This is a genomic window from [Mycobacterium] fortunisiensis, assembly GCF_019050325.1.
GTDB classification, from domain to species: domain Bacteria; phylum Actinomycetota; class Actinomycetes; order Mycobacteriales; family Mycobacteriaceae; genus Mycobacterium; species Mycobacterium fortunisiensis.
Map to the genome: position 1 here is coordinate 204,766 of NZ_VOMB01000023.1, position 26,276 is coordinate 231,041.

Here is a 26,276-nt window from a genome sequence, read left to right on the forward strand (position 1 = left end):
TGACTCGACGGGCGCCCACCGAAACGGCCGAACGCCCCATCGGCCAGGGACCAAAGACCCTACGTGGCTAGCGACGTTCGTGGCGGTCCAGCGTCGAGGCGAACACCGCGGCCTGGGTACGACGTTCCATGCCCAGCTTGGCCAGCAGCCGCGACACATAGTTCTTGACGGTCTTCTCCGCGAGGAACATCCGGGCCGCGATCTGCCGGTTGGTCAGCCCCTCACCCAGCAGGTCGAGCAGCACCCGCTCCTGTTGGGTCAGCCCGGCCAGCGGGTCGGAACGCTCGGCATCCCCGCGCAGCTTGGCCATCAGGGCGGTGGCGGCACGGTTGTCCAGCAGCGATTTACCCGCCCCGACGTCCTTGATCGCCTGGGCCAGCTCCATGCCTTTGATGTCCTTGACCACGTAGCCGCTGGCACCGGCCAGGATGGCGTCGAGCATGGCTTCATCGGAGGTGAACGACGTCAACATCAGACACCGCAGATCGGGCATGCGCGACAACAGTTCCCGGCACAGTTCGATGCCGTTGCCGTCGGGCAGCCGGACGTCGAGCACCGCGACGTCGGGCGCCAGGGCGGGCACCCGGGCCAGCGCCTGGGCCACCGAGTCCGCCTCACCGATCACGTCCAGCTCCGGATCGGCGCTGAGCAGATCGATCAGACCGCGGCGCACCACCTCGTGGTCGTCGACCAGAAAAACTCTGATCATCCCCCGAGTCTCACAACCGGTGACGCCGAGCGCAAGTGAGCACCGCGCAACCCGAGCCCGCCAACGCCGCCCGCAGCTCCGGCGAATCGGGGTGTTCGGCACCGACGACGAGCACCTGCGCCGAGTGAGGGTGTGCCGCCAGGTATTCCGCGGCGCTGTCGAAGCCGTCGATGCTCTGTATGTCGAGGTCCGGGGACCGTTTCAGGGCACGGGCCAACCGCCGCTCAAGCTGCGCCTGAGACAGCCGGTCGCGTTCGGCCACGGCGGTCGCGTCGTACATCTCGCGGTGCCGGGGTCCCCAGGTGGTCAGCACCCGCAGCGGGACGCCGCGGCGCAGGGCCTCGTCGATTGCGGTGTGCAGCGCGTCGTTGCTGGAAGCGCGGCCGTCGGCCTCGACCACGACGGCTGCGGTGGCCGTGATGGTGGCGGTGGGGTCGGTCAGGGTATCGGTCACGGTCGGCTCCTATTCGGCGGTTTCAGCGGTTTCAGCGGTCTTGGCGGCTTCGAAGGTGAGGAAGGTGTCGACGGCGCGGCGGGGTGTGGGCGGCGGGGTGCTGGTGAGCGCGGGTGCGATGCCGATCCGGATCAGCAATTGCGGGCAGGCGTCGCGATCGATCAGGGTGGCGATGATGTCGCGGCTGGCATGCAGCTCGGTCACGTGGCTGACCGGGCAGGTGGCCAGACCCGAGAGCGTGCACTCCAGCAGCAGCGCCGAGAGCGCTTCCCCAGCATCCAGGGCGTCCTCGCGGCTGTAGCCGTCGGTGGACAACACCACGAGGGTGGCCGTGTCGTCGTGGATGTCCGGCCGCCGGTCGGTGTGCGCCGTCACCGGGAAGGAACGTGACACCGCCACCCGCTCACTCTCGGCGGCCGACACCAGCGCGCTCTGCGGAATGCCGTCTTCGGTGGCGAATGGCGTTGTCCACCATTCCAGTTCAGCGTGATATCCGGAATCGTAGAGCCGCAGCGACTCGGTCAGCGCAGCCGCCTCGGCCACATCGGCACGGCCGTCCTCGTCCAGCACGTCCAGGTGTGCCGGGCTGTCGGCCAACCGTTCCCGCAGCAGCGGTTCGAAGGCGTCCCAGTCCGCGTAGCGGGTCATCGGCAACCGATCGGTGCGCCGGGCCAGGATCGCGTCGGCCCGGCGGCGGTGGCCCTCGGTGACGTAATCCATCGGCGCGAACTGCAGGGTCGCCAGATGGTCGGTGTTGTTGGGATTGGGGAAGCGATCCACCGATGTCGCCCACCTCGCCGCGGCCATCGCGACCCGCAGGTGGTCAAGCAGCGCACCGCAACTGATGATCGCCTCGCGGGCCGAGCGGTCGGTCGCGGCCACCACTCGATGCGGATCCAGGTACAGATGCAGGCCGTCACCTTTGGCAACCAGGCGCCACGGTTGCGTGTTGTGCAGCGAGGGGGCACGCGACGCCAGCCGCGCTGCGCTGGTGATCACCGCGGAGTCGAGCATCGTGTCGGGCATGCCTCAAGCCTCGTCGTGCCCGGCCACCACGGTTAGGGTCTTTGGTCCTCAAACCGCCGCGGTATGCGCCTATGCCCCGTTGTTCGGCCCGCCCGAATTCGCCCCGGGGATGTCGGTGATCGGAAAGTTCGGCATCGGTGCGGGTGACGGCGTCGCCGGCAGCGACGGAATCTCTTCTGGCGGAATGTCCTTGAGCGCCTCGGCGGCAGGCACCGGCGGACCGTTCTCCCGGCTGCCATAGCTGGTTCCGGGCTCGCGCTCACCGAGCATGTGACTGACGGTCACCAAGTGATAGCCGTTGGCCTTGAGTACCGGGATGAACTGGTACACCAGGTCGACCGTGGACGAGTAGGTGTCGTGGAACAGCACCACGTTGTTCGGCCGGATCTGCGTCATCAGCATGTACCGGGTCGCGGCGGTGTTGGCGTCGTTGGCCCAGTCGAACGCGATGACGTCCCAGTTGATGTCGGCGAGCCCCTGCTTGCGCGCCTCGGCCAGCACCTGATCGTTGATCAGCCCGCCGGCCGTGCGCACCAGCTTGGGCCGTTGGCCCGTCGCGGCCTCGATGGCGTCGCTGGCCTTGCTGAACTGTGCCGGGATTTCCTCGGGCGGGATGGTGGTCATGTTGGGGTGTTCCCACGTGTGCTGACCGAGTTCCATGCCGGCCTCGACCACCCGCCTGGCGCCCTCGGGGTTGGCCGCGACCTTGTTGCCGATCTGGAAGAACGTGGCCTTGGCGTCGTTGTCCTTGAGGATCTGCAGCAACCGGTCGGTGTAGGGACCCGGGCCGTCGTCGAAGGTCAGCGCGATGCAGCGCTCCTTTGCACAGTCGACGTCGTCGGGGCCGTCGCGGTGGATGTGGCCGGTGAGTACCCCGACCACCACGACCACGACGGCGGCAGCCACGCCGACCACGGTCCACCGCCACGCCTGACTGTCGGGGAGCCTCGCCACCCCGGCAGCCTACCCGGACCTGTGATTTGTGCACCCGCAGCGGCGGTGGGCGCCGCTGCGGGTGCACAAATCACACATGAACTCAGGGCAGGGCGCCGGGGCTGATCTCCTCCAGCATCTCGGTGACCAGCGCGGCGATCGGTGAGCGCTCGCTGCGCTGCAGGGTGACGTGGGCGAACAAGGGATGGCCCTTGAGCTTCTCGATCACCGCCGCGACGCCGTCGTGACGCCCCACCCGCAGGTTGTCGCGCTGGGCCACGTCGTGGGTCAGCACCACCCGCGAGCCCGCGCCCAGCCGCGACAGCACGGTCAGCAACACGTTGCGTTCCAAGGACTGTGCCTCGTCGACGATGACGAACGAATCGTGCAGGGATCGGCCCCGAATGTGGGTCAGCGGAAGCACTTCCAGCATTCCGCGGGAGAGCACCTCGTCGAGCACCGCGGGGCTGGCCAGCCCCTCCAGGGTGTCGAAGACCGCCTGGGCCCAGGGCCCCATCTTCTCGCTCTCGCTGCCCGGCAGATAGCCGAGATCCTGCCCACCGACGGCGTACAGCGGCCGGAACACCACGACCTTGCGCTGGGTACGCCGCTCCAGCACCGCCTCCAGGCCCGCGCACAGAGCCAGCGCGGATTTGCCGGTGCCGGCCTTTCCGCCCAGCGACACGATCCCCACGGACTCGTCGAGCAGCAGATCCAGGGCGACGCGTTGTTCGGCTGACCTTCCCCGGAGGCCGAACACTTCGCGATCACCACGCACCAACTGCACCCGCTTCTCGGCATTGACCCGCCCGAGCGCCGACGAACTCCCGCCCAGCATCCGAATCCCGGTGTGGCAGGGTAGATCCCGAGCCTCGGCCAGATCGATCTCGCCCTCGGCGAACAGCGTGTCGATATCGCCTGCGGCGACGTCGCATTCGGCCATCCCGGTCCAGCCCGACACCACCACGTCCTGCGCGTGGTATTCGTCGGCGGCCAGGCCCACCGCGCCGGCCTTGACGCGCAGCGGGATGTCCTTGCTCACCAGCGTGACGCATTTGCCTTCCGTGGCGAGGTTGGCTGCGCACGCCAGGATCCGGGTGTCGTTGGTGTCGGTGCGAAAGCCCGTGGGCAACACGGTCTGATCGATGTGATTCAGCTCGACCTGCAGCGTACCGCCCTCTGTCCCAACGGGAATCGGCTGATCCAAGCGTCCGTGCTCAAGCCGCAGATCGTCGAACATCCGCAGCGCCTGCCGGGCGAACCAGCCCAGCTCGTGGTGATGCCGCTTGGCCTCCAGCTCACTGATCACGACCAGCGGGACGACCACTTCATGCTCGGCGAACCGGGTGCATGCCCAAGGGTCGGACAGCAGCACGGAAGTGTCGAGCACGTAGGTACGGACAGGCTGTTCAGTCACGTGGCGCTCCTAGAACCCGCGCGGCCCCACACGAGTTGCTCGGTGGACACTGCGGCACCAGGACCGGAGCCGGTCCTCTCGAATCAAACCGATCGGTACCGTCCGGACAGCAGAGCATGTCGCTAGCCATCGGATTTGACGCTACTCCCGCCGCAACGGCTTTGCTGTATGGCACGCCGCGCGTTGAGCGCCCGCCGCGTTACGTGCTGATGAACTCCTGGAGCTGCGGCTCCTCGGCCAGCCCCCACGCGGTGATCCGGTCCGAGATGACCTTCTTCAGCGCGGCCTTGTCGAAGATGCCGGCTTCGGCCACCACGGCGACCTTGTCCTGGTAGGCGTCGATGTCCGCGCCGATCACGTCGATCTCGCGCGCCCGCGCGGCGATCGCGGCCACGGTCTCGTCCCGGTGGGTGTCCAGCAGGTGCGACACCAGGTTCGCGAAGAACAGTTCGTGCCGCTCCTCGTCCACCGCGATGCGCTCGACGAGGGACTTCAGCACCGGCTCGGTGATCTGCGCCGCCAGGTTGCGGGTGAACACCGCGTGCGCGCGCTCGAAGAACGCCATGAACACCAGCGTCTCGATCTGGCTGAAGCTGTCGGCGCGGTAGCCCTTCATCACATGCTCGACGCGCACGTCCTCATTGGCCGTCGGGTCGATCTCCCGGGTGACCACCAGGTAGTTGCGCACTGCCACGGCGTGCAGGTGCTCCTCGGCCGTCCACCGGCCCAGGAAGCGGCCCCACTTGTCCTCGAGGATGAAATGCTCGACGAGCTCGCGATGGTAGCCGGCCAGGTTGTCCTTGGTGATCAGCAGGATCTCCAAGGCGTCGGTGACGTTCTTGGGCAGGCTCACCTGGGACGGATCCCAGTCCCGGCCACCGAGGAAGGCGAAGTTCTCACCCTGGTCGAACGGCACGTAATCGTGTGCGTACCAGAGCACCTCGGTATCCAGGTGGCGACGCAGCTCGGCCTCGACGACCGGCTCGAGCTCCAAGGTCAGCGCGTTAGCGACAGGTTTCTGTGCCATGAGGTAACTGTAACCCGGGTTTACATGTTTCTGAAAGTCGGGCCGCCGTGTGTCGTCAGAGGGTCAGACCCGGGTACAGCGGGTTGGCGTCGAGCAGCTCGGCCGAGGCCGCCCGCACCCGCTCGGCGGTGCCGTCGGCGAGCTTGTATTTGGCTTTCGACGTTCCCTCGGCCTGCGTGTTGGACAGCACGTCGACGATCAACTCGGCCACCCGGTCGAAGTCGTCGGCGCCGAAGCCGCGGCTCGTCAGCGCCGGGGTGCCCAGCCGGATGCCGCTGGTGTACCAGGCGCCGTTGGGGTCGGCGGGGATGGCGTTGCGGTTGGTGACGACGCCGGCGTCCAGCAGGGCCGACTCGGCCTGACGGCCGGTCAGCCCGAAGGAGCGCACGTCGAGCAGCACCAGGTGGTTGTCGGTGCCGCCGGTGACCAGGCCGGCGTCGCGCTTGACGAAGCCGTCGGCCAGTGCCTGGGCGTTGTCGGCGACCTGCTGGGCGTAGGTCTGGAAGGCGGGTTGACGCGCCTCGGCCAGCGCGACGGCCTTGGCGGCCATCACGTGGCTGAGCGGTCCGCCGAGCACCATCGGGCAGCCCTTGTCCACGGCCGGGGCGAATTCCTCGGTGGCCAGCACCATCCCGCCGCGCGGACCGCGCAGGGACTTGTGCGTCGTCGTGGTGGTGACGTGGGCGTGCGGCACCGGATCCTCGTCACCGGTGAACACCTTGCCCGCGACCAGACCGGCGAAGTGCGCCATGTCCACCATCAGGGTGGCGCCCACCTCGTCGGCGATCTCGCGCATCTTGGCGAAGTTCACCCGGCGCGGGTAGGCCGAGTAGCCGGCGACCAGCACCAACGGCTTGAACTCGCGGGCCGCGGCGGCCACGGCGTCGTAATCGAGGAAACCCGTCTCCGGGTTCGTCCCGTAGCTGTGCTGGTGGAACATCTTGCCCGAGATGTTGGGCCGGAAACCGTGGGTCAGGTGCCCGCCGGCATCCAGGGACATGCCCAGCAGCCGCTGGTTGCCCAGCTTGTGACGCAGGGTCTCCCAGTCCGCTTCGGACAGGTCGTTGACGTGCTTGGCGCCGAGTTCGGCCAGGCCGGGCGCCTCCACCTTGGTGGCCAGGATCGCCCAGTAGGCAACGAGATTGGCGTCGATGCCGGAGTGCGGCTGGACGTAGGCGTAGGGGGCCCCGAACAGTTCGCGGGCATGCTCGGCAGCCAGGGCCTCGACGGTGTCGACATTCTGGCAGCCCGCGTAGAAGCGGTGCCCGACGGTGCCCTCGGCGTACTTGTCGGAGAACCAGGTGCCCATGGTCAGCAGCACCGCCGGCGAGGCGTAGTTCTCGCTGGCGATCAGCTTGAGCGAATCACGTTGATCGGCAAGCTCTTTGCGGGTGGCTGCGGCGACCCGAGGCTCGACGGATTCGATGACCTGCAATGCGGCTTGGTAGGCGGCGCTTGAGGTATCGGCGTATTCAGCGCCGGAAGCCGCGGGCAAGGTGGATGACGAGTCTGCTGCCATGGCTTTTAGCCTAGTCGGCGCCCTGGTGGCCGTTCATCGGGCCCGGGCCTGGATACCCGGGCGGATAACCCGGGTAGGGGTGCGTCGGGTGAGGTGCCGGCGTGGCCGCACCGAGACTGCGGGCCAGTCGTGACTGCAGCACGAACCACGCAACCGGCCCGGCGAACACGCAGCACCACCAGAGAAACATGCTCACGGTTTCGCCCCAGGGCGGCTCACCGAGCAATTTCATCAGGATCGACGGGAAGGTGCCGCTGTCACCGCCGTCGGCGAGGAACAGCCCGAAGCCGAACATCGCCGACCACAGGACCAGCTGCGCTCCGGCCTGCCCGGACGTGAGTTCCCCACGCAGTCGGTGTATCTGCCTGGTGGTGATCACCAGACAGAGGACGAGCACGGGTGAGGCGAGCACGATGAGCACCGTCATCCAGCCCATGGGCACGAACAGCCCCCGGCCGACGGCCATCCAAAGCAGCAGCAGAACGTTGAGCGGCGTCGCCAACGCTGGGATGTACAGCCGCAACTCGGACATCCTCCGAGCCTAAGCCCGCGGCATCCACTGATCGACACCTCTTCGGACCCCTCGGCACAGCCACTCACCCGGCACAAATAATCCAGGCGGACCTCCTCGGGTCCGCCTGGATTTGCAGTGTCAGCGGTGGTTCCACGCGCCACCGGCCCTGCCGTTGAGATAGCCGCCGCCGCCCTTGCCGTCGTTCTTGTTGGCGAAAGCACCGCCGGGGTATCCCTCGCGCCAGTCGTGGTCGGCCCACGCACCACCGGGCCACGGGCTCTTGATGGGGACATCGGGGATCTCGACGCCGGTGGCGCCCGAGGTCACCGCGTCGGCGATGCCAGTGACGATGGAGGTCACCGGGTCGCTACCTACCTTGGTGAACGGAGCCTTGTTACGCCCGGGGTTGGCCGGGGCCACCGGATCGCTACCGACCTTGGTGACCGGGTCGGCGTTGGCGACGGCCGCGGAGCCGACGATGGCGGCAAGCCCTAGCGCCCCCGCCGCGACGACCGCGATGGCCAACCGCTTGATCTTGTTGAGTCCCTCTTTTGTTGTCGACATGACGATCGTTCCCTTTGCCTGACCCAGCTCTGTCACTGAGCCCTACGGCAACTATGTTACCCGCTGGTAACTAAACCGATCAAGCGCTTTGAGACAGGGCTCACAGCGGTGCATCACGATCTTCCAGAACTTCCGTCAGCAAACACAATTGCGAGCATTCCGCCCCCCCGAGACAACCCAGTTGGGCAGTTTGCTCGCGGCTCACACGGCCGGCGGCTGGTTTGTCACGCTGGAGTGGCTCCCGGCATCGAGAGCCACACCAGCGTGACAAGGTGGCGACGGCCCATCCGGGCCGGTCACTCCAGCGTGACGCTCGCGCTCCAGAGCCACTCCAGCGTGACAAACCGGGCGAGAAACCGGCGAGGAAGACGCGACAGCAGCGAGAAACCCCGGCGCCGTCTCACAAAGCAGCGTGAAACCCCGGCGCCGTCAGCCCCGCAGGGTCGACGGGATCAACGGCTCATCGAGCAGCCTCCCGAAGCGCTCGGTCAGCGACACGTCAGCGGGACGGGCGTCCAGCCAGCCGCGCAGCAACCGGTAGCCCTCGACATACGTGCTCGTGTAGGCCCGCCACAACGGCGAGGACAGGAAGCGCAGTGTCTGCCGGGCCCGGGTGTCGTCGATCAGCAGCCATTGTTTGAGGAACGCCACCACGTCGTCGACGTCGCGGTGCTCGTCGTGCAGCATCAGCGCCGCGTCCTGACGCACGTCGGCCAGCCCGGCCGTCGCCTCCGAGATCGCTGCGGCGCGCTCCCCGTCGAAGCGCAGGCCCACGTCGGCGTAGATGTCGGCGGCCCAGCTCCCCCAGCCGTCACCCACGATGGCATACAGCGCCAGGTCGGCCAGGCCTTCGGCCATCAGGCATTGCGGGGTGTTGACGAGGAAGATCGTCTGCTCCAGCTGGTGGTCGCGGGCCACCAGCCCGGCCTCCTTGCGGCAGTGCTCGGTGTGGTGGCCGGGGTAGGACTCGTGGGCCACCAGGCGGGGCAGGTTGGCCATCTGCTGTTTGAGGTCGGCGTTGACGGCGACGGTCGACCGGTAGTCCCCCAGGTAGTAGTTGAAGCCCGACCACGGTTTGTCGGTGACCACCTCATAGGTGATGGTCTCGGTTTCGGGCAGCGGGTAGGCGGCGCGCACTTTGTCACGCAGGGCCGAGGAGAACGCGTGGATGCACTCCTCCAGCCGGGCCGGCGGGATCTCGTCGGCCCGGCGGTGTCCCTGGATCCGCTTGGCCAGCGGGCCGGTGCCGCCGAGCGCCTCGTCGAGCTTGGCGTGGGCCTGGCGGTAGCGCTCCGGATCGCCCTTGGCGATCCGGACGTCGAAGTAGGCCTGTACCTCGTCGACGAACCCGACGTCTTCGCCGGCGAACTTGCGGGCGGCGCAGTTCAGCGCGCGCAGGTGGGCGGCGATGTAGGCGGCCCGGTCACGGGGGAGGCTGTCAGGGATCTGTCCGAGCAGCTGGTCGGCCTGTCGGGCCAGGTCGGCCGGGTCGGGCGTCGGCTCGTTCTCGACCTCGCGCCGCAGCTGGGGGTCTCCGGTGAAGGAGTCGACGTAGCCGTCCTCGATGCGGTTGAACCGCAGGCCGAGGCGCAGGTACTCGCCGACGAACATTTCGGGGTCCGCCGCGGAACCGGTCCCTGAGTCCAACCGTAAGTCCATCCCGTTAGCCATGCCCACAACCGTAAATGTAAGACTGACCGAATGCCGCGGCCCAGCGAGCCGAGCCCCTACGTGGAGTTCGACCGAAGTCAATGGCGTGCACTGCGCATGTCGACACCGCTGAAACTCAACGAGGACGAGCTGCTGCGCCTGCGGGGTATGGGCGAGAAGCTCGATCTCCTCGAGGTCGAAGAGGTCTACCTGCCGCTGGCCCGGTTGATCCACCTGCAGGTCGCCGCCCGGCAACGGTTGTTCGCCGCCACCGCGGAGTTCCTCGGCGAGCCGCAGCAGAATCCGGACCGGCCGGTGCCCTTCGTGATCGGCGTCGCGGGCAGCGTGGCCGTGGGCAAATCGACCACCGCCCGCGTGCTGCAGGCCTTGCTGGCGCGGTGGGGCCATCACCCCCGGGTCGACCTGGTCACCACCGACGGATTCCTCTACCCCAACCGGGAGCTGCACCGTCGGAACCTGATGCACCGCAAGGGGTTCCCGGAAAGCTATGACCGGCGGGGGTTGATGCGGTTCGTCACCGCGGTGAAATCGGGGGCCGACGAGGTCTGTGCGCCGGTGTATTCACACCTGCTCTACGACATCGTGCCGGGCGAGAAGCAGGTGGTCCGCCATCCCGACATCCTCATTCTGGAGGGGCTCAACGTCCTGCAAACGGGTCCGGCGCTGATGATCTCGGACCTGTTCGACTTCTCGGTGTATGTGGACGCCCGCATCGAGGACATCGAGAAGTGGTACATCTCCCGATTCCTGACGATGCGGTCGACGGCGTTCGCCGATCCGGCCTCGCACTTCCACCACTATTCGACCCTGACCGATGAGCAGGCGGTGTTCGCCGCACGCGACATCTGGCATTCGATCAACCGGCCCAACCTGATCGAGAACATCCTGCCCACCCGGCCGCGGGCCACGCTGGTGCTGCGCAAGGACGCCGATCATTCGATCAACCGGCTGCGGTTGCGGAAGTTGTAAGTCCCGGTGCGCCGGGCGGTCGCCCTCGACTACCCGCATCGCAGATCGCCCAGGGCCTCGGAGCCCCAGGCGATCGCGACTCAGGTCAGGCCGGAATCCGCCGCACCCCGACGTACTGCAGTTCGGCCATCGCCAAGGTGTAGATGCCGGTGACGACGACGAACACGACGCCGGCGGTGGTGAGCTCCATGGTGAACACGGCAGCCAGGGCGATCACGGTGCAGGCCGCGTTGGCGACCACCGTGCCGATGCCGGCTGGACGTACCCGCTCGATCCCGGCGAGCGCGAACACCACGACCCCGTAGACCACCGAGAAGATGCCGACGCCGTACTCGACGGCTGTCGGCAGCCCGGTCAGCTCGGCGAACCAGCCGGCGGCGGCCAGCAGCGCGATTCCACAGATTCCGACGATGACGGCGTCGAGCCGCATGGCCAGGCGCAGCAGTGAACCGGTTTCCCTGCCGATGGCGACGGATCCGGCGGCGGTGATGGCGGACATGATTCTCCTTCTCTACTTTGCGATTTCGATACTTTGCGATTTCGACGAGGTGGTGAGTGTGGAGCACGGTGCGGGGATACCCGCCGTAACCTCTTGCGGCGGGACCCCGCACCGGCTCGGCAAGGAGTCACGCCAGACGGCGCACTCCGCGGTATTGCAGCCAGGCCAGCACGGCGGTGGCGCCGACGAAGGCCAGCACCAGGTCGTCGCCGGCTCCGGTCAGCGGCGACCAGCCGGCCAGGATCGCGACGACTGCGACGACGGCGAAGACCACGTTCCCGGTGAGCACGGACAGGCCCAGCCGGCGCACGTGCGACGCGGCGGCCAACACGTACAGCAACGCGCCGTAACCGACCAGCGTGGCGCCGGCGAACCAGCCGGCGGTGGCGGACAGCCCCGCGATCCGGGCCAGTTGATCGGCGGTCATGGCGGCCAACAGGCCGACTGCCGCGCACAGCGTGGCGTCGGCGCGCAACGCAAAGCGCAGCAGCGAATCGTGTGGGGCTGTCCCGGCGGCGACGTCGACGTCGGTATCGGGCACTGGGCTTCTGGTGACGATGGCGGTCATCTCGGGCTCCTCGGCGAGGACGGTGTCGATGGGGGTGGAACACCACCGACACTGCTCACCAACCACTGCCAGATCGACGCCAAACACTGCCAAGCACTGCCAGGTGCTGGTCAGCGGGGCACGGGTGTCAGTGGTTGGCGGCGACGAGGTCACCGCGCAGGTCCGCGGCGATCACCTTCGCCGCGGCGTTCTGCCAGTTGTGCAGGGACCGCTGCGGCACCTCGGTGACGAACCACTGCCAGGCTTGACGCGCGACCGGGTCGAGCCCGGCGGCGGTGGCGTTCTGCGCGTAGGCACGGACCCCGACGACGTAGGGGAAGTACAGCGAGTTGTAGTGCCGCCACTGCTCGGTGGTGCCGAAATCGCTGCCGTCACGGGGTTTGAGCGCGGCGATACGGTCGGCCAGCAACGCCTTGAGTTCGTTGGCCCGCTCCAGGGGCTGGTCCGGCGCCCCGCGCTCGGCCAACCGGGCGTCGATCGCCGGCAACGCGGTCAGCGGGCTGGCGACCAGTTTCGACAGATCGCCGTAGTGCCCGAGGGCGCGCCGGGTGAGCCGGGCGAAGGCATCGTCGTCGATGCCGCCGAGCGGATGGTCAGACAGCAGCGGCAGCGCCGCCTCCGTCTGGCGCAGCGCTTCCCGATCGGCCCGCAGGCCCGGGGACCGGGAGAAGGCCAGCCGGTCGAACAGCCCGGCCAGGGGATCGGCCAGCACCTCCACGGCGACCGCGACGGCCAGGCTGGTGAACAACAGGATCGTCAGCACGGTGTGCCCGGTCCCGGTGTCGAGTACGGCCATGCCGATCAGGGCCTGCGCGGCGAACGGCACCGCGATCACGAGCGTGCCGATGATCGAGCGCCGCATGTCCGCGCGCAGCGCCTGGCCTTCGTCGAAGGCGTCCCAGATCGCGACCGCCACACCCAGCAGTGCGACGTCGAATCCGGTGGAGGCCAAGGCCAGCCAGCTGGGCACCAGGCCGAGCGGGATCACCAGGATCGCGTTGCCCAGCGCGAAGAACAGTGTCGCGACGACGATGAAGCCCACCACCGACCCGGGTTTCGCGCCGCCGAGCACCGCCTTGACCATGGCGCCCAGCGAAGACAGCGAGATCACCGCGAACATCACCCAGTGGCCGGTCCGCAGCGAGCCGTCGACGCTGCCCGCCAAACCCGCCCCGGCGAAGGCCAGGACCGCCACGGCGAAGATGGCGGCGATCTCACCGGCGCGGGACCGGAAGGTGTCGGCCGGCCGCGCCAGCTCGACCATGACGGCGAACCAGGCGATGCCCGGCAGCGCCACCAGATAGATCTCGATGCGGCTGAGCAGTTCCGAACCGGTGACCAGGCGCACGGCGTCGAGTGCGACGACGACGGCGAAGCTGGTCAGCCCGAGCGCGGCGAGGACCAGGACGGGTTTACGCGGGTCGCGGGCGAGCAGATACAGACCCAGCCACCAGCTGAGCGTGAAGACCACCGCCGACAGCGCAGCCATGGCCCCAGTGTCTCACGGCGATGAACGCTCGCGCGAAGACCGGACGCTATCGTCCGAAGCGGCGATGCCGGGCGGTGTAATCACGTAGCGCGCGCAGGAAGTCGACGCGGCGGAAGGCCGGCCAGTAGGCCTCGGTGAACCACATCTCCGAATATGCGCTCTGCCACAACAGGAATCCGGACAGCCGTTGCTCACCGGAGGTGCGGATGACCAGATCGGGGTCGGGCTGCCCCGAGGTGTAGAGGTTTTCCGAGATGCCGTCGACCGTGACGGCTTCCACGAGTTGTTCGGCGGTGGCGCCGTTGGCCAGTTCCTTCGACAGCAGCGAGCGCACCGCGTCGACGATCTCCTGGCGCCCGCCGTAGGCGACCGCGACGTTCACGTGGAACGCGCCGGGCGGGGTGGACGCCGTTCTCTCGACCGCCTCGCGCAGGCGCCGGGCCGGCTCCTCCCCCAGCAGCTCGAGGTCGCCGACGGTGCGCACACTCCAGGTGTTCGACGGGGCGCAGATCTCCTCGACGACGTCGGTGATGATCTCGATCAGGGCGGCCAGCTCTTCGGGATCACGTTGCAGGTTCTCGGTGGACAGCAGGTAGACCGTCGTCATCTCGATGCCCGCGGCCTGGCACCAGCGCAACATCTCGGCGATCTTGGCTGCGCCCATCCGATAGCCGATGCTGACATCGTCGTAACCTGCGTCACGTGCCCAGCGGCGGTTGCCGTCGCACAGAACGGCGATGTGGCGGGGTAATTCGGATCTGGACTGCGCCAACTCGTGACGCAACCGCATCTCGTAGAGCCGATAGGCCGGTTCTTTGAGCCGCGGGGGAATGATGTCCACGAGAACCCAGACTACTGTGATCTCCGGGTACACCATGGGTTGTCAATGGAGGTGATATGACCGCGCCGACCGGTAGCACCAAGCCGTACCGCTCTGCGGCCGCGTTGAGCCGACCGGCTGAAGACCTGCCCGAAGCCGTCGCCGAAGGCGTCGCCCAGTTCCTCGGCCGGCCACGGGCGCGCGGCTGGATCCATGTGTACTCGGCGGTGGTCGCGTTCATCGCCGGCGCCGCGCTGGTGTCGGTGTCGTGGTCGTTGGAATCCACCCGCGCCGGGCTGGCCACCCTGCTCTACACCTTCACGATCGTGGCGATGTTCGCGGTCAGCGGCACCTATCACCGGGTCACCTGGACGTCGGCGACCGCCCGCAAGTGGATGAAGCGGCTCGATCACTCGATGATCTTCATCTTCATCGCGGGCAGCTACACCCCGTTCGCGCTGCTGGCCCTGCCCGAATCCAAGGGCATGGTGCTGTTCTGGATCGTCTGGGGCGGGGCGATCGCCGGGGTGCTGCTCAAGATGTTCTGGCCGTCCGCGCCGCGTTGGCTCGGTGTCCCGCTGTACATCCTGTTGGGCTGGGTCGCGGCCTGGTTCATCGGGCCGATCATGCACGGCGCCGGGGTGGCGGCGGTGGTGCTGCTGATCGTCGGCGGTGCGCTGTACAGCATCGGCGGGGTGCTCTACGCGCTGAAGTGGCCCAACCCCTGGCCGACCACCTTCGGCCATCACGAGTTCTTCCACGCCTGCACGGCGGTGGCGGCGATCTGCCACTACATCGCCATGTGGTTCGCCGTCTTCTGATTCCTCTCACCGCGAGCGCGCGCGTCTGTCCCCCGCCACGCCGCATCTTGTCAGCACTTTGCGCACGCTCGCCTACACCTCAGACCACGGCCGCGCAGGCCGAATCGATGGCCTTGGTGAGGTAGCCGGCCACGTCGGCCAGTGCCCGGTCGGCCGGCGCATACGTGGGCAACGCCAACGCATGCGCCCGCAGGTACTGGGCGGCCAGCACCACGAGATCCTCGACCACCGGGTTGTTGCTGCGTCGGCTCAATTGCTCTGACTCGTCGGCGAATTCGGTGTCGAGCGACCCCACCGCCGCACCGGCCGACTGTTGATAGAACGTCCAGTCGACCGCCGGCGTCTGCCAGTCGGCATCGGTGTGGTCGGCCACCGAGTACCGGTGGTTCGCCGACATCGGCAGCCACTCGGCACAGATCGAGGGATTGTCGGCCATCATCGTGCGACGATCGATCGCGGCGGGGGCCGGCGGCGGGGCCGTGGGGGGCAGCGCGGCCGGCGGCAACGGTGCCCGCGCCGGCGCCGAACCCGAGGCGGCCGCGCAGATGCTCGACACCGCACCGACCATGGCGTCGGCGGTGCGGGCCACGTCGATGTCGGCCGGCTGGTACTGGGGGATGCGGTTGATCAATTCCTGGGCGTAGGCGACCAGCTGTCCGTACGCCTCGCGCATGACGCGGTGCGGGGTCTGCCGCGCCAGACGGCTGGTCTGCACCACCACGCTGCCCATGGCGGTGGCGACCGTGGAATACATCGCCGCCTGTTCCGGCGACCACTCGACGGCGGCGATCGACCCGTCCCGGTCGAACCACAGCACCCGGTTCTGCACCTCGACCAGCGAGGCGCTGATCCGGGTCCACTCGCCACAGGTCGGGTCCTCGGTGACGATCGACACCGCAGCGGTGTCGCCGGCGCTGGCCCACCGGGCCTCGGGGCTGGTGGCCGCCGCCGCGCGGACGCTGTCACCGGCCTCGCGCGGTTGCGCGAAGTGCAGGCCGGCCACCACGGCCAGCGCGATCGCCAACACCACCGACGTGGCACCCAGCACCCAGGTCAACCGGTGCTGCCGGCCCGCCGGACCAGGCACACTCATCCGGCGAAAAGCTACAGCTGCTTGACGTCTGCCGGTGACCAGTACGCCTTCATCGAGGTGATCTGGCCGTCGGCATCGAACGTCATGACCTCGATGGGTTCGATCCGCATCGCCGAGCCGACGTTGATGGCGAACAGGAACGCCGCCTCGTGCCCGCCGGGCCGGAACTGCAGCAGCTCGGTGGTGAGGTCGGCACCTGCGCCGGCCAGGTTCTTGTAGAAGCCCTCGATCGCCTGCCGCCCGATGTGCACCTCGCCGCTGCCGACCGGATCCTCCAGCGTCGCGTCGTCGGTGTAGAGGGCGGCAACCGCGGCGGCCGATCCGCCGGCGACGGTGTCGAGGTAGCGCTTGACGAAGGACTCCAGGGCTGCGGCATCGTGGCTCATGCGCGCGACGCTACACGGCCGCCCGCAGCGCGGCAGACAGTTCCCCGACGGTCGTCACCGGCAGGTCGCAGACGGTGCCGCGGCAGACGTAGGCGGCGTCGGCGCCGTCCACCCGGTCACGTCCGTTGAGCAGCTCGGTGGAATCGACTCCGCCCCCGATGACCAGTGCCCCGCCGGGGGCCAGCCGGCGCGCGGCGGCCAACAGCGGCGACGACGGATCCCCTGCGACGGCGACCTGGATCGGCCCCTGCACGGCCGCCTCGGCCACCGCGAGCCAGTGCCCGCCCGAGCGCGACGCACGCGCCAGGATCGGGGTGGCCGAGGACAAAGTCGCCTGTGCCGCAGCCAGATAGCGTTGTGAGCCGGTCAGGTGTCCGCCCAGTTGCAGCGCCTCGGCGATCAGCGATGCGCCCGACGGTGTCGCGCCGTCGATCGGGTCGGCCGGGCGCACCATGAGTTTCTCGGCGTCGTCGGCGGTGTCGAACCAGCGGCCCGGCTGATCGGGGTCGGCGAAGTGTTCCAGCGCGACATCCAACAGGCCGACCGCCTCGTCCAGCCCGAACCCGGTCAGCTGATACAGCGTCAGCAGTGCGGTGGCCAGCGCGCCATGGTCCTCCAGGATCGCCGCGCTGTCCCCCACCCGGCCGCCGAGGCCGGCCCGACGCAGCCGCCCGTCCAGCACGTGCAGATCCAGCAGTCCTCGCGCGCATTCGACTGCCGCAGAGAGGAATTCGGGCTGATCCAGCGCCACCGACGCTTCGGCCAGGGCGGTGATGGCCAGCCCGTTCCAGGCGGTCACCACCTTGTCGTCGCGGGCCGGCTGAGGACGCGACGCACGGGCCGTCAGCAGTGCCGCGCGTACCGATTCGAAGCGCGCCCCGTCCTCCGGATCGCGGCGCAGTTGCAGCACCGACGCCCCGTGGTCGAACGTGCCGCCCTCGGTCACACCGAAAAGCGAAGCCGCCCAATCCCCGTCATCCGCGCCCAGCACCGAGCGCAGTTCTGGGCGTGTCCACACGTAGGTCAGTCCTTCACTACCACCGGCGTCGGCGTCCAGCGACGAGGTGAACATGCCGCCGGCCCCGAGATCCGAGATGATGAACGCGGCGGTCTCCTGAGTAACCTTGCGCGCCAACATATCTCCGGTGCGCCGGGCCAGATGCGCATAGACCCGCAGCAGCAGGGCATTGTCGTAGAGCATCTTCTCGAAGTGGGGCACCACCCAGTGCGGGTCGACGCTGTAGCGGGCGAATCCGCCGGCCAGCTGGTCGTAGATGCCGCCGCGGGCCATCGCCGCACACGTCCGCTGCACAGACTGCAGCGCCGGTGACGATCCGGTGCGTTCGTGGTGCCGCAGCAGGCCTTCCAGCAGCGCCGAGGGCGGGAACTTGGGTGCGCCGCCAAAACCTCCGGAGGCCTCGTCTTCGTCCTTCAGCACCGCGGCCACCGCGTGGTCACACAGCTCCGGGCCCACCGGTGCACCGCCTCCGGGCAGGCCGGCCGATATCGAGCGCAGCTCGGTGGCGATCTGCTCGGAGGCCTGCTCGACTTCGTCGCGCCGGTCCCGCCAGGTTTCGGCGACCGCATGCAGCAATTGCAGGAATCCGAGTTTCGGGTAGTACGTGCCGCAGAAGAACGGCCGGCCGTCGGGCGTCAGGAAGCACGTCATCGGCCAGCCGCCCTGCCCGGTCAGGGCCACGGTGGCGTTCATGTACACCGCATCCAGGTCGGGCCGTTCCTCCCGGTCGACCTTGATGCAGACGAATCCGGCATTGGCCACGGCGGCGACGTCCTCGGACTCGAACGATTCGTGCGCCATCACATGGCACCAGTGGCACGCCGCATATCCGATGGACAGCAGGATGGGAACGTCGCGTTCGGCAGCTTCGGCAAGCGCCTCCGGCGTCCATTCGCGCCAGTGCACCGGGTTGTCGGCGTGCTGGCGCAGGTACGGGCTCGTGGACCCGCCGAGTGTGTTACCCGCTACCGGGCTCACGGGGCTGCCCCTCGGGGTCGGGGGTGGGTTCGATGTCGACGGTACCTTCGTCGGCGGCCTGGTCGGGCTCGGGGTGCTCACGGTCGAAGGACTCGGGCAGCTTGCGCAGGTGCCGGTTCATCGACCAGACCAGGGCGAAAGTTCCGACCAGCAGCGCCACCGTGATCAACAGACCGAGCGGGGTCGCCTTACCGAATTCCGGTCCGGTATTTCGCGGTTCGTCGGCGAGCAGTGTGATCACTGCGGTCAAAGTGTCGATCATCTCTCAATCCCGGTGAACAGGTCGTCTTCCGGCAGGTTCACCGGCACGCGCGACCGCGCCAACTCGAACTCCTCAGTCGGCCAGAGCCGCTGCTGCCACTCGATCGGCGCCTGGAAGAAGTCACCTTCCGGATCGATCTGGGTGGCATGGGCGCGCAGCGCGTCGTCACGTTGACTGAAGTACTTCGAGCATTCAACACGGGTGGTGACCCGCTTGGCGAATATGTCATGGGCGGGGTCCCAGTGCTTCAGCCATTTGCCGAAGGGTCCGGTCTGACCGTTCTTGGCGAACTCGTCCTGCAGCAGCTGCATGCGCTGCCGCAGGAAGCCGTGGGTGTAGTACAGCTTCGACACGCTCCACGGCGCCCCCGCTTCCGGGAACAGCAGGTGGTCGGCCGCCGCCTCGTAGGCCGCCACCGACACCTCGTGGCAGCGGATGTGATCGGGGTGCGGGTAGCCGCCGTTCTCGTCGTAGGTGGTCAGCACGTGCGGCTGGAATTCCCGGATCACCTGCACCAGCCGGCTGACCGGCTCGACGAGCGGGACGAGGGCGAAGGAATCCTCCGGCAGCGGGGGCATCGGGTCGCCTTCGGGCAGTCCCGAGTCGACGAACCCCAGCCAGTGGTGCTCGACGCCCAGGATCTCGGCCGCCTTGGCCATTTCGTCGCGACGCACTTCATGGATCCGGCCGTGCACCTCGGGCAGGTCCATGGCCGGGTTGAGGATGTCGCCGCGCTCACCACCGGTCAGCGTCACGACCATGACGCGCACACCTTCGGCCGCATAGCGCGCGGTGGTCGCCGCCCCCTTGCTGGACTCGTCGTCCGGGTGGGCGTGCACCGCCATCAACCGCAGTTCACTCATTTCACTTTCATCTAACTACGGTGTCCTCTTGCCTATGCCCTCGGTCATGCCCACGCTGCGAACCCGGTCCTGGGCTGCGGTGGGCAACTTGTCTCGCCCTATAGTTCCAGTTCTGATGATCGAACGCCCCTCCGCCCGCTACGGATCCCGCCAAATGTCTCGGCGGACCCGGCGCTGGATCACGTTTACGCTGGTCGGCCTGGTGATCGCGGCCGGTGTGATCCTTGCCGTCGTGGCCTTCCAACGGTTGGGCACCGGCGAGGTGAAAGGCGAGCTCTCGGCCTACGAGCTCGTCGACAACCAGACCGTGTCGGTGACGATCGGGGTGACCCGGCCCGACCCGTCGCAGCCGGTGGTGTGCATCGTGCGGGCCCGCTCGATCGACGGCAGCGAGACCGGACGCCGCGAGATCCTGGTCGCTCCGTCCGATCAGCGCGTGGTGCAGGTGACCACCGAGGTGAAATCCAGCCGGCCGCCCGTCATCGGCGACGTTTACGGGTGCGGCACGGATGTGCCGTCCTACCTGGTAGCGCCTTGATTCTGGCGCGCGCAACAAACGCCGAACAGCAATTACATGAAGATTCGTCGACCGCTCGGTGGTACGATTGTGCGATACACGGTTCCTCGCTGGGGCCGTGTATTGCTGCATTAGCACTCGAATAGGTGCTGACGCCCGCGGCAATACACGTGCCTGCCCCCGGCCCGGAAACGACGGACTTTGCATGCCAAAAGGCGTGGGAGCGCCGCGAGAGCACTATAGACAGGAGCGCGAGAACATGACCGACACACAGGTCACCTGGCTCACTCAGGAGGCATTCGACCGGTTGAAGGCGGAGCTGGATCAGCTGATCGCCAACCGGCCGGTGATCGCCGCCGAGATCAACGACCGTCGCGAAGAGGGTGACCTCCGGGAGAACGGTGGCTACCACGCCGCCCGTGAGGAGCAGGGCCAGCAGGAGGCGCGGATCCGTCAGCTCCAGGAGCTGCTCAACAACGCCAAGGTGGGCGAGGCCCCCAAGCAGTCCGGTGTGGCGCTGCCCGGTTCGGTCGTCAAGGTGTACTACGACGACGACAAGAAGGACACCGAGACATTCCTGATCGCCACCCGCCAGGAGGGCATCAGCGACGGCAAGCTCGAGGTCTACTCCCCCAATTCGCCGCTGGGCAGTGCCCTGATCGACGCCAAGGTCGGCGAGTCGCGCACCTACACCGTGCCCAACGGCAACACCGTCAAGGTCACCCTGGTCAGCGCCGAGCCCTACCACGCCTGACGGTCGGCCCGGGGGCGACGCACTACAGTCGGGGAAATGGCGCAAATCGCCGAAGACCTTTTCCTGCTGTTGCTGGACAACGCTGCGGCGCAACCCGGATTGGATCGTCGTCGCCGGGAAAAAGTCCTCAGCGCGGCGGTACTGCTGGATCTGGCGTACGCGTGCCGCATCCGTCCGGCGATGGCCGGTGAGCCCATCGAGGCCGGCCACCTGGTCGCGCTGGCCGGCGGTTGGCCCGTCGACGAGGTGGGCAGCGCCGCGTTGGAACTCCTGCAGCGTCGGCCGCTGCAGGCCGAAACCGCACTGGCCAAGCTGAGCCGGCGGGTGCAATCCGACCTGGAAACCCATCTCGAACGTATCGGGCAGATCCGCAGAGTCCGGATGCCCGGCAAGGGATTTCCCGGCCGGACGGTGTACTGCTGGCCGCTGACCGACCGGGAACGGGTCAGCCAGGCCAGGGCCGCACTGCTGGCGGCACTGTTCGACGGGCACACCCCGGTGCCGGCCATCGCCGCGATCATCTGCCTGTTGCACGCCGTCGACGGCCTGGGCGCCGTGCTGAGCCTCAATGATCGGGGTTGGCGCTGGGTGCATGCCCGGGCCACCGAGATCGCCACGGGCGGTTGGGTGGACGAGACCGCGTCGGCGCTGCCGGAGATGAATCTGGCAGTGACGACGTCGGCGCTGCGGCTGGCCCTGATGGCCTAGCGTCTGCTCGGCGCTAGGTGGCCAGGGCCTGCTCCAGGTCGGCCAGCAGATCGGCGGCATGCTCGATGCCCACCGACAGCCGCACCAGATCGTCGGGCACCTCAAGTTGGGACCCCGCGGTGGACGCGTGCGTCATCGCACCCGGATACTCGATCAACGATTCCACCCCGCCCAGCGACTCGGCGAGGATGAAAAGCTCTGTGCGCGCACACAAGTCACGTGCGGCGCGGGGTCCGCCCCGCAGCCGCAGGCTCACCATGCCGCCGAATCCCGACATCTGCCGCGCCGCCACCTCGTGGTTGGGATGGTCGGCAAGGCCGGGGTAGAGCACGGTCTCGACCGCGGGGTGCCCGTCGAGGAATTCGGCGATCAGGGCGGCGTTTTCGCTGTGCTGCCGCATCCGCAGCACCAGCGTCTTGAGGCCACGCATGGTCAGGTACGCGTCGAACGGGCCGGGCACCGCGCCGGCACCGTTCTGCAGGAACGCGAACGCCGCGTCGAGCTCCTCGTCGTTGGTCAGCAGCGCACCGCCCACCACATCCGAGTGCCCACCGATGTACTTGGTGGTCGAGTGCAGCACGATGTCGGCCCCGAGCAACAGCGGCTGCTGCAGGGCCGGCGAGGCAAAGGTGTTGTCCACCAACACCTTTACCCCTGCTGACGAGGCGATCTGGACGATCGCGGCGATGTCGGCCACGCTCAGCAGCGGGTTGGTGGGCGTCTCCACCCAGATCAGCCGGGTGCGCGGGGTGAGCGCCGAACGCACCGCATCCAGGTCGCTCAGCGGCACCGGGGTGTGCGTGACGTTCCACTGCGAGAACACCTTGTCGATGAGCCGGAAGGTGCCGCCGTAGGCGTCGTCGGGAATCACCACGTGGTCGCCGGGCCGCAGCACCGCGCGCAGCGCACAGTCGGTGGCGGCCATGCCCGAGGCGAAGGCCCGCCCGTAGGCGGCCTCCTCGACCGCGGCCAGCGCCGCCTCCAGTGCCTGCCGGGTGGGGTTCCCGGTGCGGGCGTACTCGAACCCGCCGCGCAGCCCGCCGACGCCGTCCTGGGCGAAGGTCGAGCTGGCATAGATCGGGGTGTTGACGGCTCCGGTGCCCGGGTCGGGTTGGTAACCGGCGTGGATGGCTTTTGTGGCCAGACCGTGCCACCTGCGCTGTTCACTCATAACGTGACGAGCCTATCGGGGCGGGTACGGATACGGGCCGGCAGCGGTCGGCGGACCGGCGCCCGGGACCGGAGCCGGGACGGGCGCCGGAAGGCACACCGTGGTCATCAACTTGTCGGCGATGGTCTGCCGTTTGGCATCCCACAGCGGCATCAGGTACCCGATGTAGAGGAAGCCGTCGAGGATGTGGGCGATCTGGCGCAGCAGCGACAGGCCGAACCCGATGGGTTGGCCGGTCTTTTCGCTGACCACCTTGAACTTCATCACCTTCTTGCCGATGCTCTGGCCGGTGGTGCCCTGCCGGTAGCCGTAGTTCCACGCCGGGTAGGCGATCGCGGCCACGAACATCGCGAAGGACATCAGCAGCACCAGTGCGGCGACGGGCCCGGACATTTCCTCGCCCGCGTCTCGGCTCGAAGCGGCACTCACCATGGTCGCCATCAGGATGCCGTAGCCGACGAAGAAGATCACGACGATCGGAATCTGGTCGATCACCGACGCCAGGACCCGGTCGATCCACGGGGTGTAGGCGTTGGGGTTCGGCCCGGGCGGACCGTAAAACCCTTGCGGCGACGGGTAAGTCGCAGGATGCGGCGCTGAGTACGGAGCCGGCTGGGCCGGTGGGTAGGGCGAGCCCGGTGGGTACGGTGCGGCCGGCCCGGCGTAGGGGCCGGGTCCGAAGGTGTTGGGGCCCGGGCCGTATCCAGGGCCGTACCCCGGCATGCCGGGCGGTGGTGGCGCAGTCATCTGCACATGATGTCACGCAGCACAACGCCCACGGCGCAGCATTTCTGCCGTTCGCGCCGTGGGCGTTGCGTCGTCGGTACGACGGGGCCTGCGGTCCTACTGAGTCAGCGCTGCCACCGGGCCATTGGTGAGCCGGCGCCAGGTGTAGACGACCACGAGCTCGGCCAACGGTGCGGCCACGAGCAGACCGATACCGCAGAGCACGGACGCGATCATGATCATCACGTAGACCACCAGGAACGTCAGGAGCACCGAGCCGAAGTTGTCCTTCACGACATTGAAACTGGCCGCGATGGCTTCGAACGGCGAGAGGTTGCGATCTAGCAAGGCCGGGAAGACGAAGAACGTGAAGACGCCCACGACCAGACCACCGATGAAGCACAGCGACCCGATCGAGAAGAGAATCCCGACGATCAGGCTGGCGATGATGAAGCTTCCGACGTTGCGGGGCCGGAAGAACGAGCCGATCGTGACCGGGGTGCCGTTGGCGATGTCCAGCAGACCGTTGAGGTAGGCCGACGCGATCGCTCCGCCCACCACCAGGAAGACCAGCAGCCCGACGAAGAAGACCAGCATGCTGGCGGCGCCGAATTCGACACTCGCCGAAACCCCGTAGTCGTCGTAGGAGGCTTCGCTGCTGGGGGCCAACGCCGTCGCCAGGCCGTACACGATGCCCCAGAGCACACCGATGATCACGCCGTAGATCAATGTCGAGACCACCAGCGGAACCCAGTTCTTCGTGAACTTGTTCCATGCCCAGGAGAAGGCGTCACCGAAGTTGTACGGTGCCGCGCCGTATCCCGCGCCACCGGCCTGCGGGTAGCCCGCCGGGTACGCCCCGGGCGGTGGGTAGGCGCCCGGCGGCGGGTAACCACCACCCTGCGGTGGGGGCGGAGGCGGGTAACCGCCGCCCTGCGGCGCAGGCGGCGGGGGCGGATAGCCTCCGGGCGGAGGCGACGGCGGGTAGCCACTGCCTTGCGGTGGCGGCGGATAACCCCCGGGCGGAGGCGGCGGCGGATACCCGCCTTCGGGGGGCGGCGGCGGGAAGCCGCCCTGCTGAGGTGGCGGCGGGGGCGGATATCCGCCCTCGGGCGGCGGCGGGTAGTTCCCGGGCGGCGGTTGATCGGTCACGTCGAAAGCTCTCCTCATCTGCCGGTAGCGCTCCGCGAGCGGACGCTACTTTCTGCCGGCACCTGGATGTAGGTGCGAGACTGCTCCACAGGCAGATTACGCACCGTCAACCGGCTTTGGCGGCACAACACGGCCGGGTTGGCCGGGGGTGATGAAGAGCGGCCGCCACCGCCGGTGGCGATCATGGCCGAGTTTGCTGACTGCGCCTCGAGGAGAGCCGGTACCTCAGTGCCGGCCGCTGCCGTCGGACAGGAATCCCAGAAGGTCGTGCCGGGTGATCACGCCGACGGGTTTGCCTTCTTCCACCACCATCACCGCATCGCATTCGCGCAGCGCCTTGGCCGCGGTGGAGACCAGCTCCCCCGCCCCGATCAGCGGCAGCGGCGGGCTCATGTGATCGGCCACCGCGTCGGCCAGCTTCGCCCGGCCCTCGAACACCGCGGACAGCAACTCCCGCTCGGATACGCTGCCGGCCACCTCGCCGGCCATCACGGGCGGTTCGGCACCGACCACCGGCATCTGCGAGACACCGTATTCGCGCAGGATGCCGATCGCGTCGCGCACCGTCTCGGAGGGGTGGGTGTGCACCAGATCCGGTAGCGCCCCGGACTTTCCGCGCAGCACGTCGCCCACCGTCGCCTCCTCGACCGAACCGTCGAGCCGATTGCGCAGGAAGCCGTACGACGACATCCAGGCGTCGTTGAAGATCTTCGAGAGGTAACCGCGTCCCCCGTCGGGCAGCAGCACCACCACGACCGAGTCGGGGCCGGCCTTCTTCGCCACCTCGATCGCGGCGACGACGGCCATCCCACAGGAGCCACCGACCAGCAGCGCCTCTTCGCGGGCCAACCGCCGGGTCATGTCGAAGGAATCGGCGTCGGAGACGGCGATGATCTCGTCGGGGACCGCGGGGTCGTAGGCCGACGGCCAGAAGTCCTCGCCGACGCCTTCCACCAGGTACGGCCGGCCGGTACCGCCGGAGTACACCGACCCCTCCGGATCGGCGCCGACGATCTTCACGGGGCCCTGGTCGCGGCCGGCCGAGACCTCCTTGAGGTAGCGGCCGGTGCCGGTGATGGTGCCGCCGGTGCCGACGCCGGCCACGAAGTGCGTCACCGTGCCGTCGGTGTCGGCCCAGATCTCGGGGCCCGTCGTCTCGTAGTGGCTCTCCGGTCCCATCGGGTTGGAGTACTGGTCGGGTTTCCAGGCGCCGTCGATCTCGGTGACCAGCCGGTTGGAGACGCTGTAGTAGCTGTCGGGATGATCCGGCGGGACGGCCGTCGGGCACACCACGACCTCGGCCCCATAGGCGCGCAACACGTTCTGCTTGTCCTCGCTGACCTTGTCGGGGCAGACGAAGATGCACTTGTAGCCACGCGTTTGAGCCACCAGGGCCAGGCCGACGCCGGTGTTGCCCGAGGTCGGTTCGACGATGGTGCCGCCGGGCTTGAGTTCACCGCTGGCCTCGGCGGCCTCGATCATCTTGGCGGCGATGCGGTCCTTGGAGCTGCCGCCGGGGTTCAGGTATTCGATCTTGGCCAGAACCCGGCCCGACCCTTCGGGGACCACTGAGTTGAGCTGAACCAACGGGGTGTTGCCGATGAGCTCACTGACGTGGCTGGCGATGCGCATACGTCAATGGTCTCAG

28 protein-coding genes are annotated in these 26,276 nt (G+C 68.1%); 5 read left to right on the forward strand and 23 right to left on the reverse strand.

Annotated elements, in window-relative coordinates; translation table 11 throughout:
- Window positions 1–67: 67 nt before the first annotated feature.
- The 10 genes from dosR to FR943_RS21335 all read right to left on the reverse strand — a co-directional run bounded on the left by dosR (window position 68) and on the right by FR943_RS21335 (window position 9,822).
- Window positions 68–709 carry a hypoxia response regulator transcription factor DosR/DevR gene (dosR, locus tag FR943_RS21290; protein WP_217160250.1) on the reverse strand — a complete coding sequence of 214 codons (642 nt, stop codon included), beginning with the start codon at window positions 707–709 and terminating at the stop codon, window positions 68–70.
- A 10-nt stretch (window positions 710–719) separates the two neighbouring features.
- On the reverse strand, window positions 720–1,163 hold the full coding sequence (locus tag FR943_RS21295; RefSeq protein ID WP_217160251.1) for a universal stress protein: 444 nt from the start codon (window positions 1,161–1,163) through the stop codon (window positions 720–722).
- A 9-nt stretch (window positions 1,164–1,172) separates the two neighbouring features.
- On the reverse strand, window positions 1,173–2,189 hold the full coding sequence (locus FR943_RS21300) for an Acg family FMN-binding oxidoreductase (RefSeq protein ID WP_217160252.1): 1,017 nt from the start codon (window positions 2,187–2,189) through the stop codon (window positions 1,173–1,175).
- A 69-nt stretch (window positions 2,190–2,258) separates the two neighbouring features.
- The gene (locus tag FR943_RS21305; protein WP_217160253.1) at window positions 2,259–3,143 is read right to left on the reverse strand and encodes a polysaccharide deacetylase family protein; all 885 of its coding nucleotides are present in this window, start codon (window positions 3,141–3,143) and stop codon (window positions 2,259–2,261) included.
- An 82-nt stretch (window positions 3,144–3,225) separates the two neighbouring features.
- Complete coding sequence (phoH2, locus tag FR943_RS21310; RefSeq protein ID WP_217160254.1) at window positions 3,226–4,539, reverse strand: RNA 5'-3' helicase PhoH2; 1,314 nt, start codon at window positions 4,537–4,539, stop codon at window positions 3,226–3,228.
- 199 nt (window positions 4,540–4,738) lie between these two features.
- On the reverse strand, window positions 4,739–5,566 hold the full coding sequence (locus tag FR943_RS21315) for an acyl-ACP desaturase (protein ID WP_217160255.1): 828 nt from the start codon (window positions 5,564–5,566) through the stop codon (window positions 4,739–4,741).
- A gap of 55 nt (window positions 5,567–5,621) precedes the next feature.
- Complete coding sequence (locus FR943_RS21320) at window positions 5,622–7,085, reverse strand: glycine hydroxymethyltransferase (RefSeq protein ID WP_217160256.1); 1,464 nt, start codon at window positions 7,083–7,085, stop codon at window positions 5,622–5,624.
- Between the two features lie 10 nt (window positions 7,086–7,095).
- Window positions 7,096–7,617, reverse strand: coding sequence for a hypothetical protein (locus tag FR943_RS21325; RefSeq protein ID WP_217160257.1), 522 nt, complete (start codon window positions 7,615–7,617; stop codon window positions 7,096–7,098).
- Between the two features lie 120 nt (window positions 7,618–7,737).
- Complete coding sequence (locus tag FR943_RS21330; RefSeq protein ID WP_217160258.1) at window positions 7,738–8,163, reverse strand: hypothetical protein; 426 nt, start codon at window positions 8,161–8,163, stop codon at window positions 7,738–7,740.
- Window positions 8,164–8,592: 429 nt separating this feature from the next.
- Window positions 8,593–9,822, reverse strand: coding sequence for a DUF885 domain-containing protein (locus FR943_RS21335; RefSeq protein ID WP_217160429.1), 1,230 nt, complete (start codon window positions 9,820–9,822; stop codon window positions 8,593–8,595).
- 42 nt (window positions 9,823–9,864) lie between these two features.
- Between FR943_RS21335 and coaA the strand changes: the two genes are divergently transcribed.
- On the forward strand, window positions 9,865–10,803 hold the full coding sequence (gene coaA / locus FR943_RS21340; protein ID WP_217160259.1) for a type I pantothenate kinase: 939 nt from the start codon (window positions 9,865–9,867) through the stop codon (window positions 10,801–10,803).
- Between the two features lie 85 nt (window positions 10,804–10,888).
- Here coaA and FR943_RS21345 read toward each other — a convergent pair whose 3' ends face one another.
- From FR943_RS21345 to FR943_RS21360, 4 genes are all read right to left on the reverse strand, one after another.
- Complete coding sequence (locus FR943_RS21345; RefSeq protein WP_217160260.1) at window positions 10,889–11,302, reverse strand: hypothetical protein; 414 nt, start codon at window positions 11,300–11,302, stop codon at window positions 10,889–10,891.
- A gap of 127 nt (window positions 11,303–11,429) precedes the next feature.
- Window positions 11,430–11,870 carry a hypothetical protein gene (locus FR943_RS21350; protein WP_217160261.1) on the reverse strand — a complete coding sequence of 147 codons (441 nt, stop codon included), beginning with the start codon at window positions 11,868–11,870 and terminating at the stop codon, window positions 11,430–11,432.
- A gap of 127 nt (window positions 11,871–11,997) precedes the next feature.
- On the reverse strand, window positions 11,998–13,359 hold the full coding sequence (locus FR943_RS21355; protein WP_217160262.1) for a hypothetical protein: 1,362 nt from the start codon (window positions 13,357–13,359) through the stop codon (window positions 11,998–12,000).
- 46 nt (window positions 13,360–13,405) lie between these two features.
- Complete coding sequence (locus FR943_RS21360; protein WP_217160263.1) at window positions 13,406–14,200, reverse strand: (2Z,6E)-farnesyl diphosphate synthase; 795 nt, start codon at window positions 14,198–14,200, stop codon at window positions 13,406–13,408.
- Between the two features lie 56 nt (window positions 14,201–14,256).
- On the opposite strand from FR943_RS21360, the gene trhA reads away from it, so the two are divergent.
- On the forward strand, window positions 14,257–15,000 hold the full coding sequence (gene trhA, locus FR943_RS21365; protein WP_217160264.1) for a PAQR family membrane homeostasis protein TrhA: 744 nt from the start codon (window positions 14,257–14,259) through the stop codon (window positions 14,998–15,000).
- 79 nt (window positions 15,001–15,079) lie between these two features.
- Here trhA and FR943_RS21370 read toward each other — a convergent pair whose 3' ends face one another.
- The 5 genes from FR943_RS21370 to mca are packed head-to-tail and all read right to left on the reverse strand — an operon-like array spanning window position 15,080 to window position 19,600.
- A complete protein-coding gene (locus FR943_RS21370) occupies window positions 15,080–16,093 on the reverse strand; it encodes an ESX-1 system-associated protein (RefSeq protein ID WP_217160265.1) in 1,014 nt (337 codons plus the stop codon).
- Between the two features lie 11 nt (window positions 16,094–16,104).
- Window positions 16,105–16,479, reverse strand: coding sequence for a nuclear transport factor 2 family protein (locus FR943_RS21375; protein ID WP_217160266.1), 375 nt, complete (start codon window positions 16,477–16,479; stop codon window positions 16,105–16,107).
- Window positions 16,480–16,489: 10 nt separating this feature from the next.
- Window positions 16,490–18,475 carry a thioredoxin domain-containing protein gene (locus FR943_RS21380; RefSeq protein WP_217160267.1) on the reverse strand — a complete coding sequence of 662 codons (1,986 nt, stop codon included), beginning with the start codon at window positions 18,473–18,475 and terminating at the stop codon, window positions 16,490–16,492.
- Window positions 18,456–18,737: a hypothetical protein gene (locus FR943_RS21385; RefSeq protein ID WP_217160268.1), complete on the reverse strand. Its 282-nt coding sequence runs from the start codon at window positions 18,735–18,737 to the stop codon at window positions 18,456–18,458. Before FR943_RS21385 ends, FR943_RS21380 begins: the two co-directional genes overlap by 20 nt.
- Window positions 18,734–19,600, reverse strand: coding sequence for a mycothiol conjugate amidase Mca (gene mca, locus FR943_RS21390; RefSeq protein WP_217160269.1), 867 nt, complete (start codon window positions 19,598–19,600; stop codon window positions 18,734–18,736). Before mca ends, FR943_RS21385 begins: the two co-directional genes overlap by 4 nt.
- Before the next feature lie 115 nt (window positions 19,601–19,715).
- On the opposite strand from mca, the gene FR943_RS21395 reads away from it, so the two are divergent.
- The 3 genes from FR943_RS21395 (at window position 19,716) to FR943_RS21405 (ending at window position 21,579) form a co-directional block, all read left to right on the forward strand.
- Window positions 19,716–20,138, forward strand: coding sequence for a DUF4307 domain-containing protein (locus tag FR943_RS21395; RefSeq protein ID WP_217160270.1), 423 nt, complete (start codon window positions 19,716–19,718; stop codon window positions 20,136–20,138).
- A 238-nt stretch (window positions 20,139–20,376) separates the two neighbouring features.
- Window positions 20,377–20,871 (forward strand): transcription elongation factor GreA, encoded by a 495-nt coding sequence (greA, locus tag FR943_RS21400; protein WP_019346394.1) that lies wholly within the window; start codon window positions 20,377–20,379, stop codon window positions 20,869–20,871.
- Window positions 20,872–20,907: 36 nt separating this feature from the next.
- Window positions 20,908–21,579, forward strand: coding sequence for a GOLPH3/VPS74 family protein (locus FR943_RS21405; protein ID WP_217160271.1), 672 nt, complete (start codon window positions 20,908–20,910; stop codon window positions 21,577–21,579).
- A gap of 13 nt (window positions 21,580–21,592) precedes the next feature.
- Here the strand turns inward: FR943_RS21405 and FR943_RS21410 are convergent, their stop codons facing one another.
- From FR943_RS21410 to FR943_RS21425, 4 genes are all read right to left on the reverse strand, one after another.
- On the reverse strand, window positions 21,593–22,750 hold the full coding sequence (locus FR943_RS21410) for a cystathionine gamma-synthase (protein ID WP_217160272.1): 1,158 nt from the start codon (window positions 22,748–22,750) through the stop codon (window positions 21,593–21,595).
- 12 nt (window positions 22,751–22,762) lie between these two features.
- Window positions 22,763–23,497 carry an Rv1078 family RDD domain-containing protein gene (locus FR943_RS21415; RefSeq protein WP_217160273.1) on the reverse strand — a complete coding sequence of 245 codons (735 nt, stop codon included), beginning with the start codon at window positions 23,495–23,497 and terminating at the stop codon, window positions 22,763–22,765.
- A gap of 96 nt (window positions 23,498–23,593) precedes the next feature.
- Complete coding sequence (locus FR943_RS21420; RefSeq protein ID WP_217160274.1) at window positions 23,594–24,628, reverse strand: DUF2189 domain-containing protein; 1,035 nt, start codon at window positions 24,626–24,628, stop codon at window positions 23,594–23,596.
- A 225-nt stretch (window positions 24,629–24,853) separates the two neighbouring features.
- On the reverse strand, window positions 24,854–26,260 hold the full coding sequence (locus tag FR943_RS21425; RefSeq protein ID WP_217160275.1) for a cystathionine beta-synthase: 1,407 nt from the start codon (window positions 26,258–26,260) through the stop codon (window positions 24,854–24,856).
- Window positions 26,261–26,276: the final 16 nt, after the last annotated feature.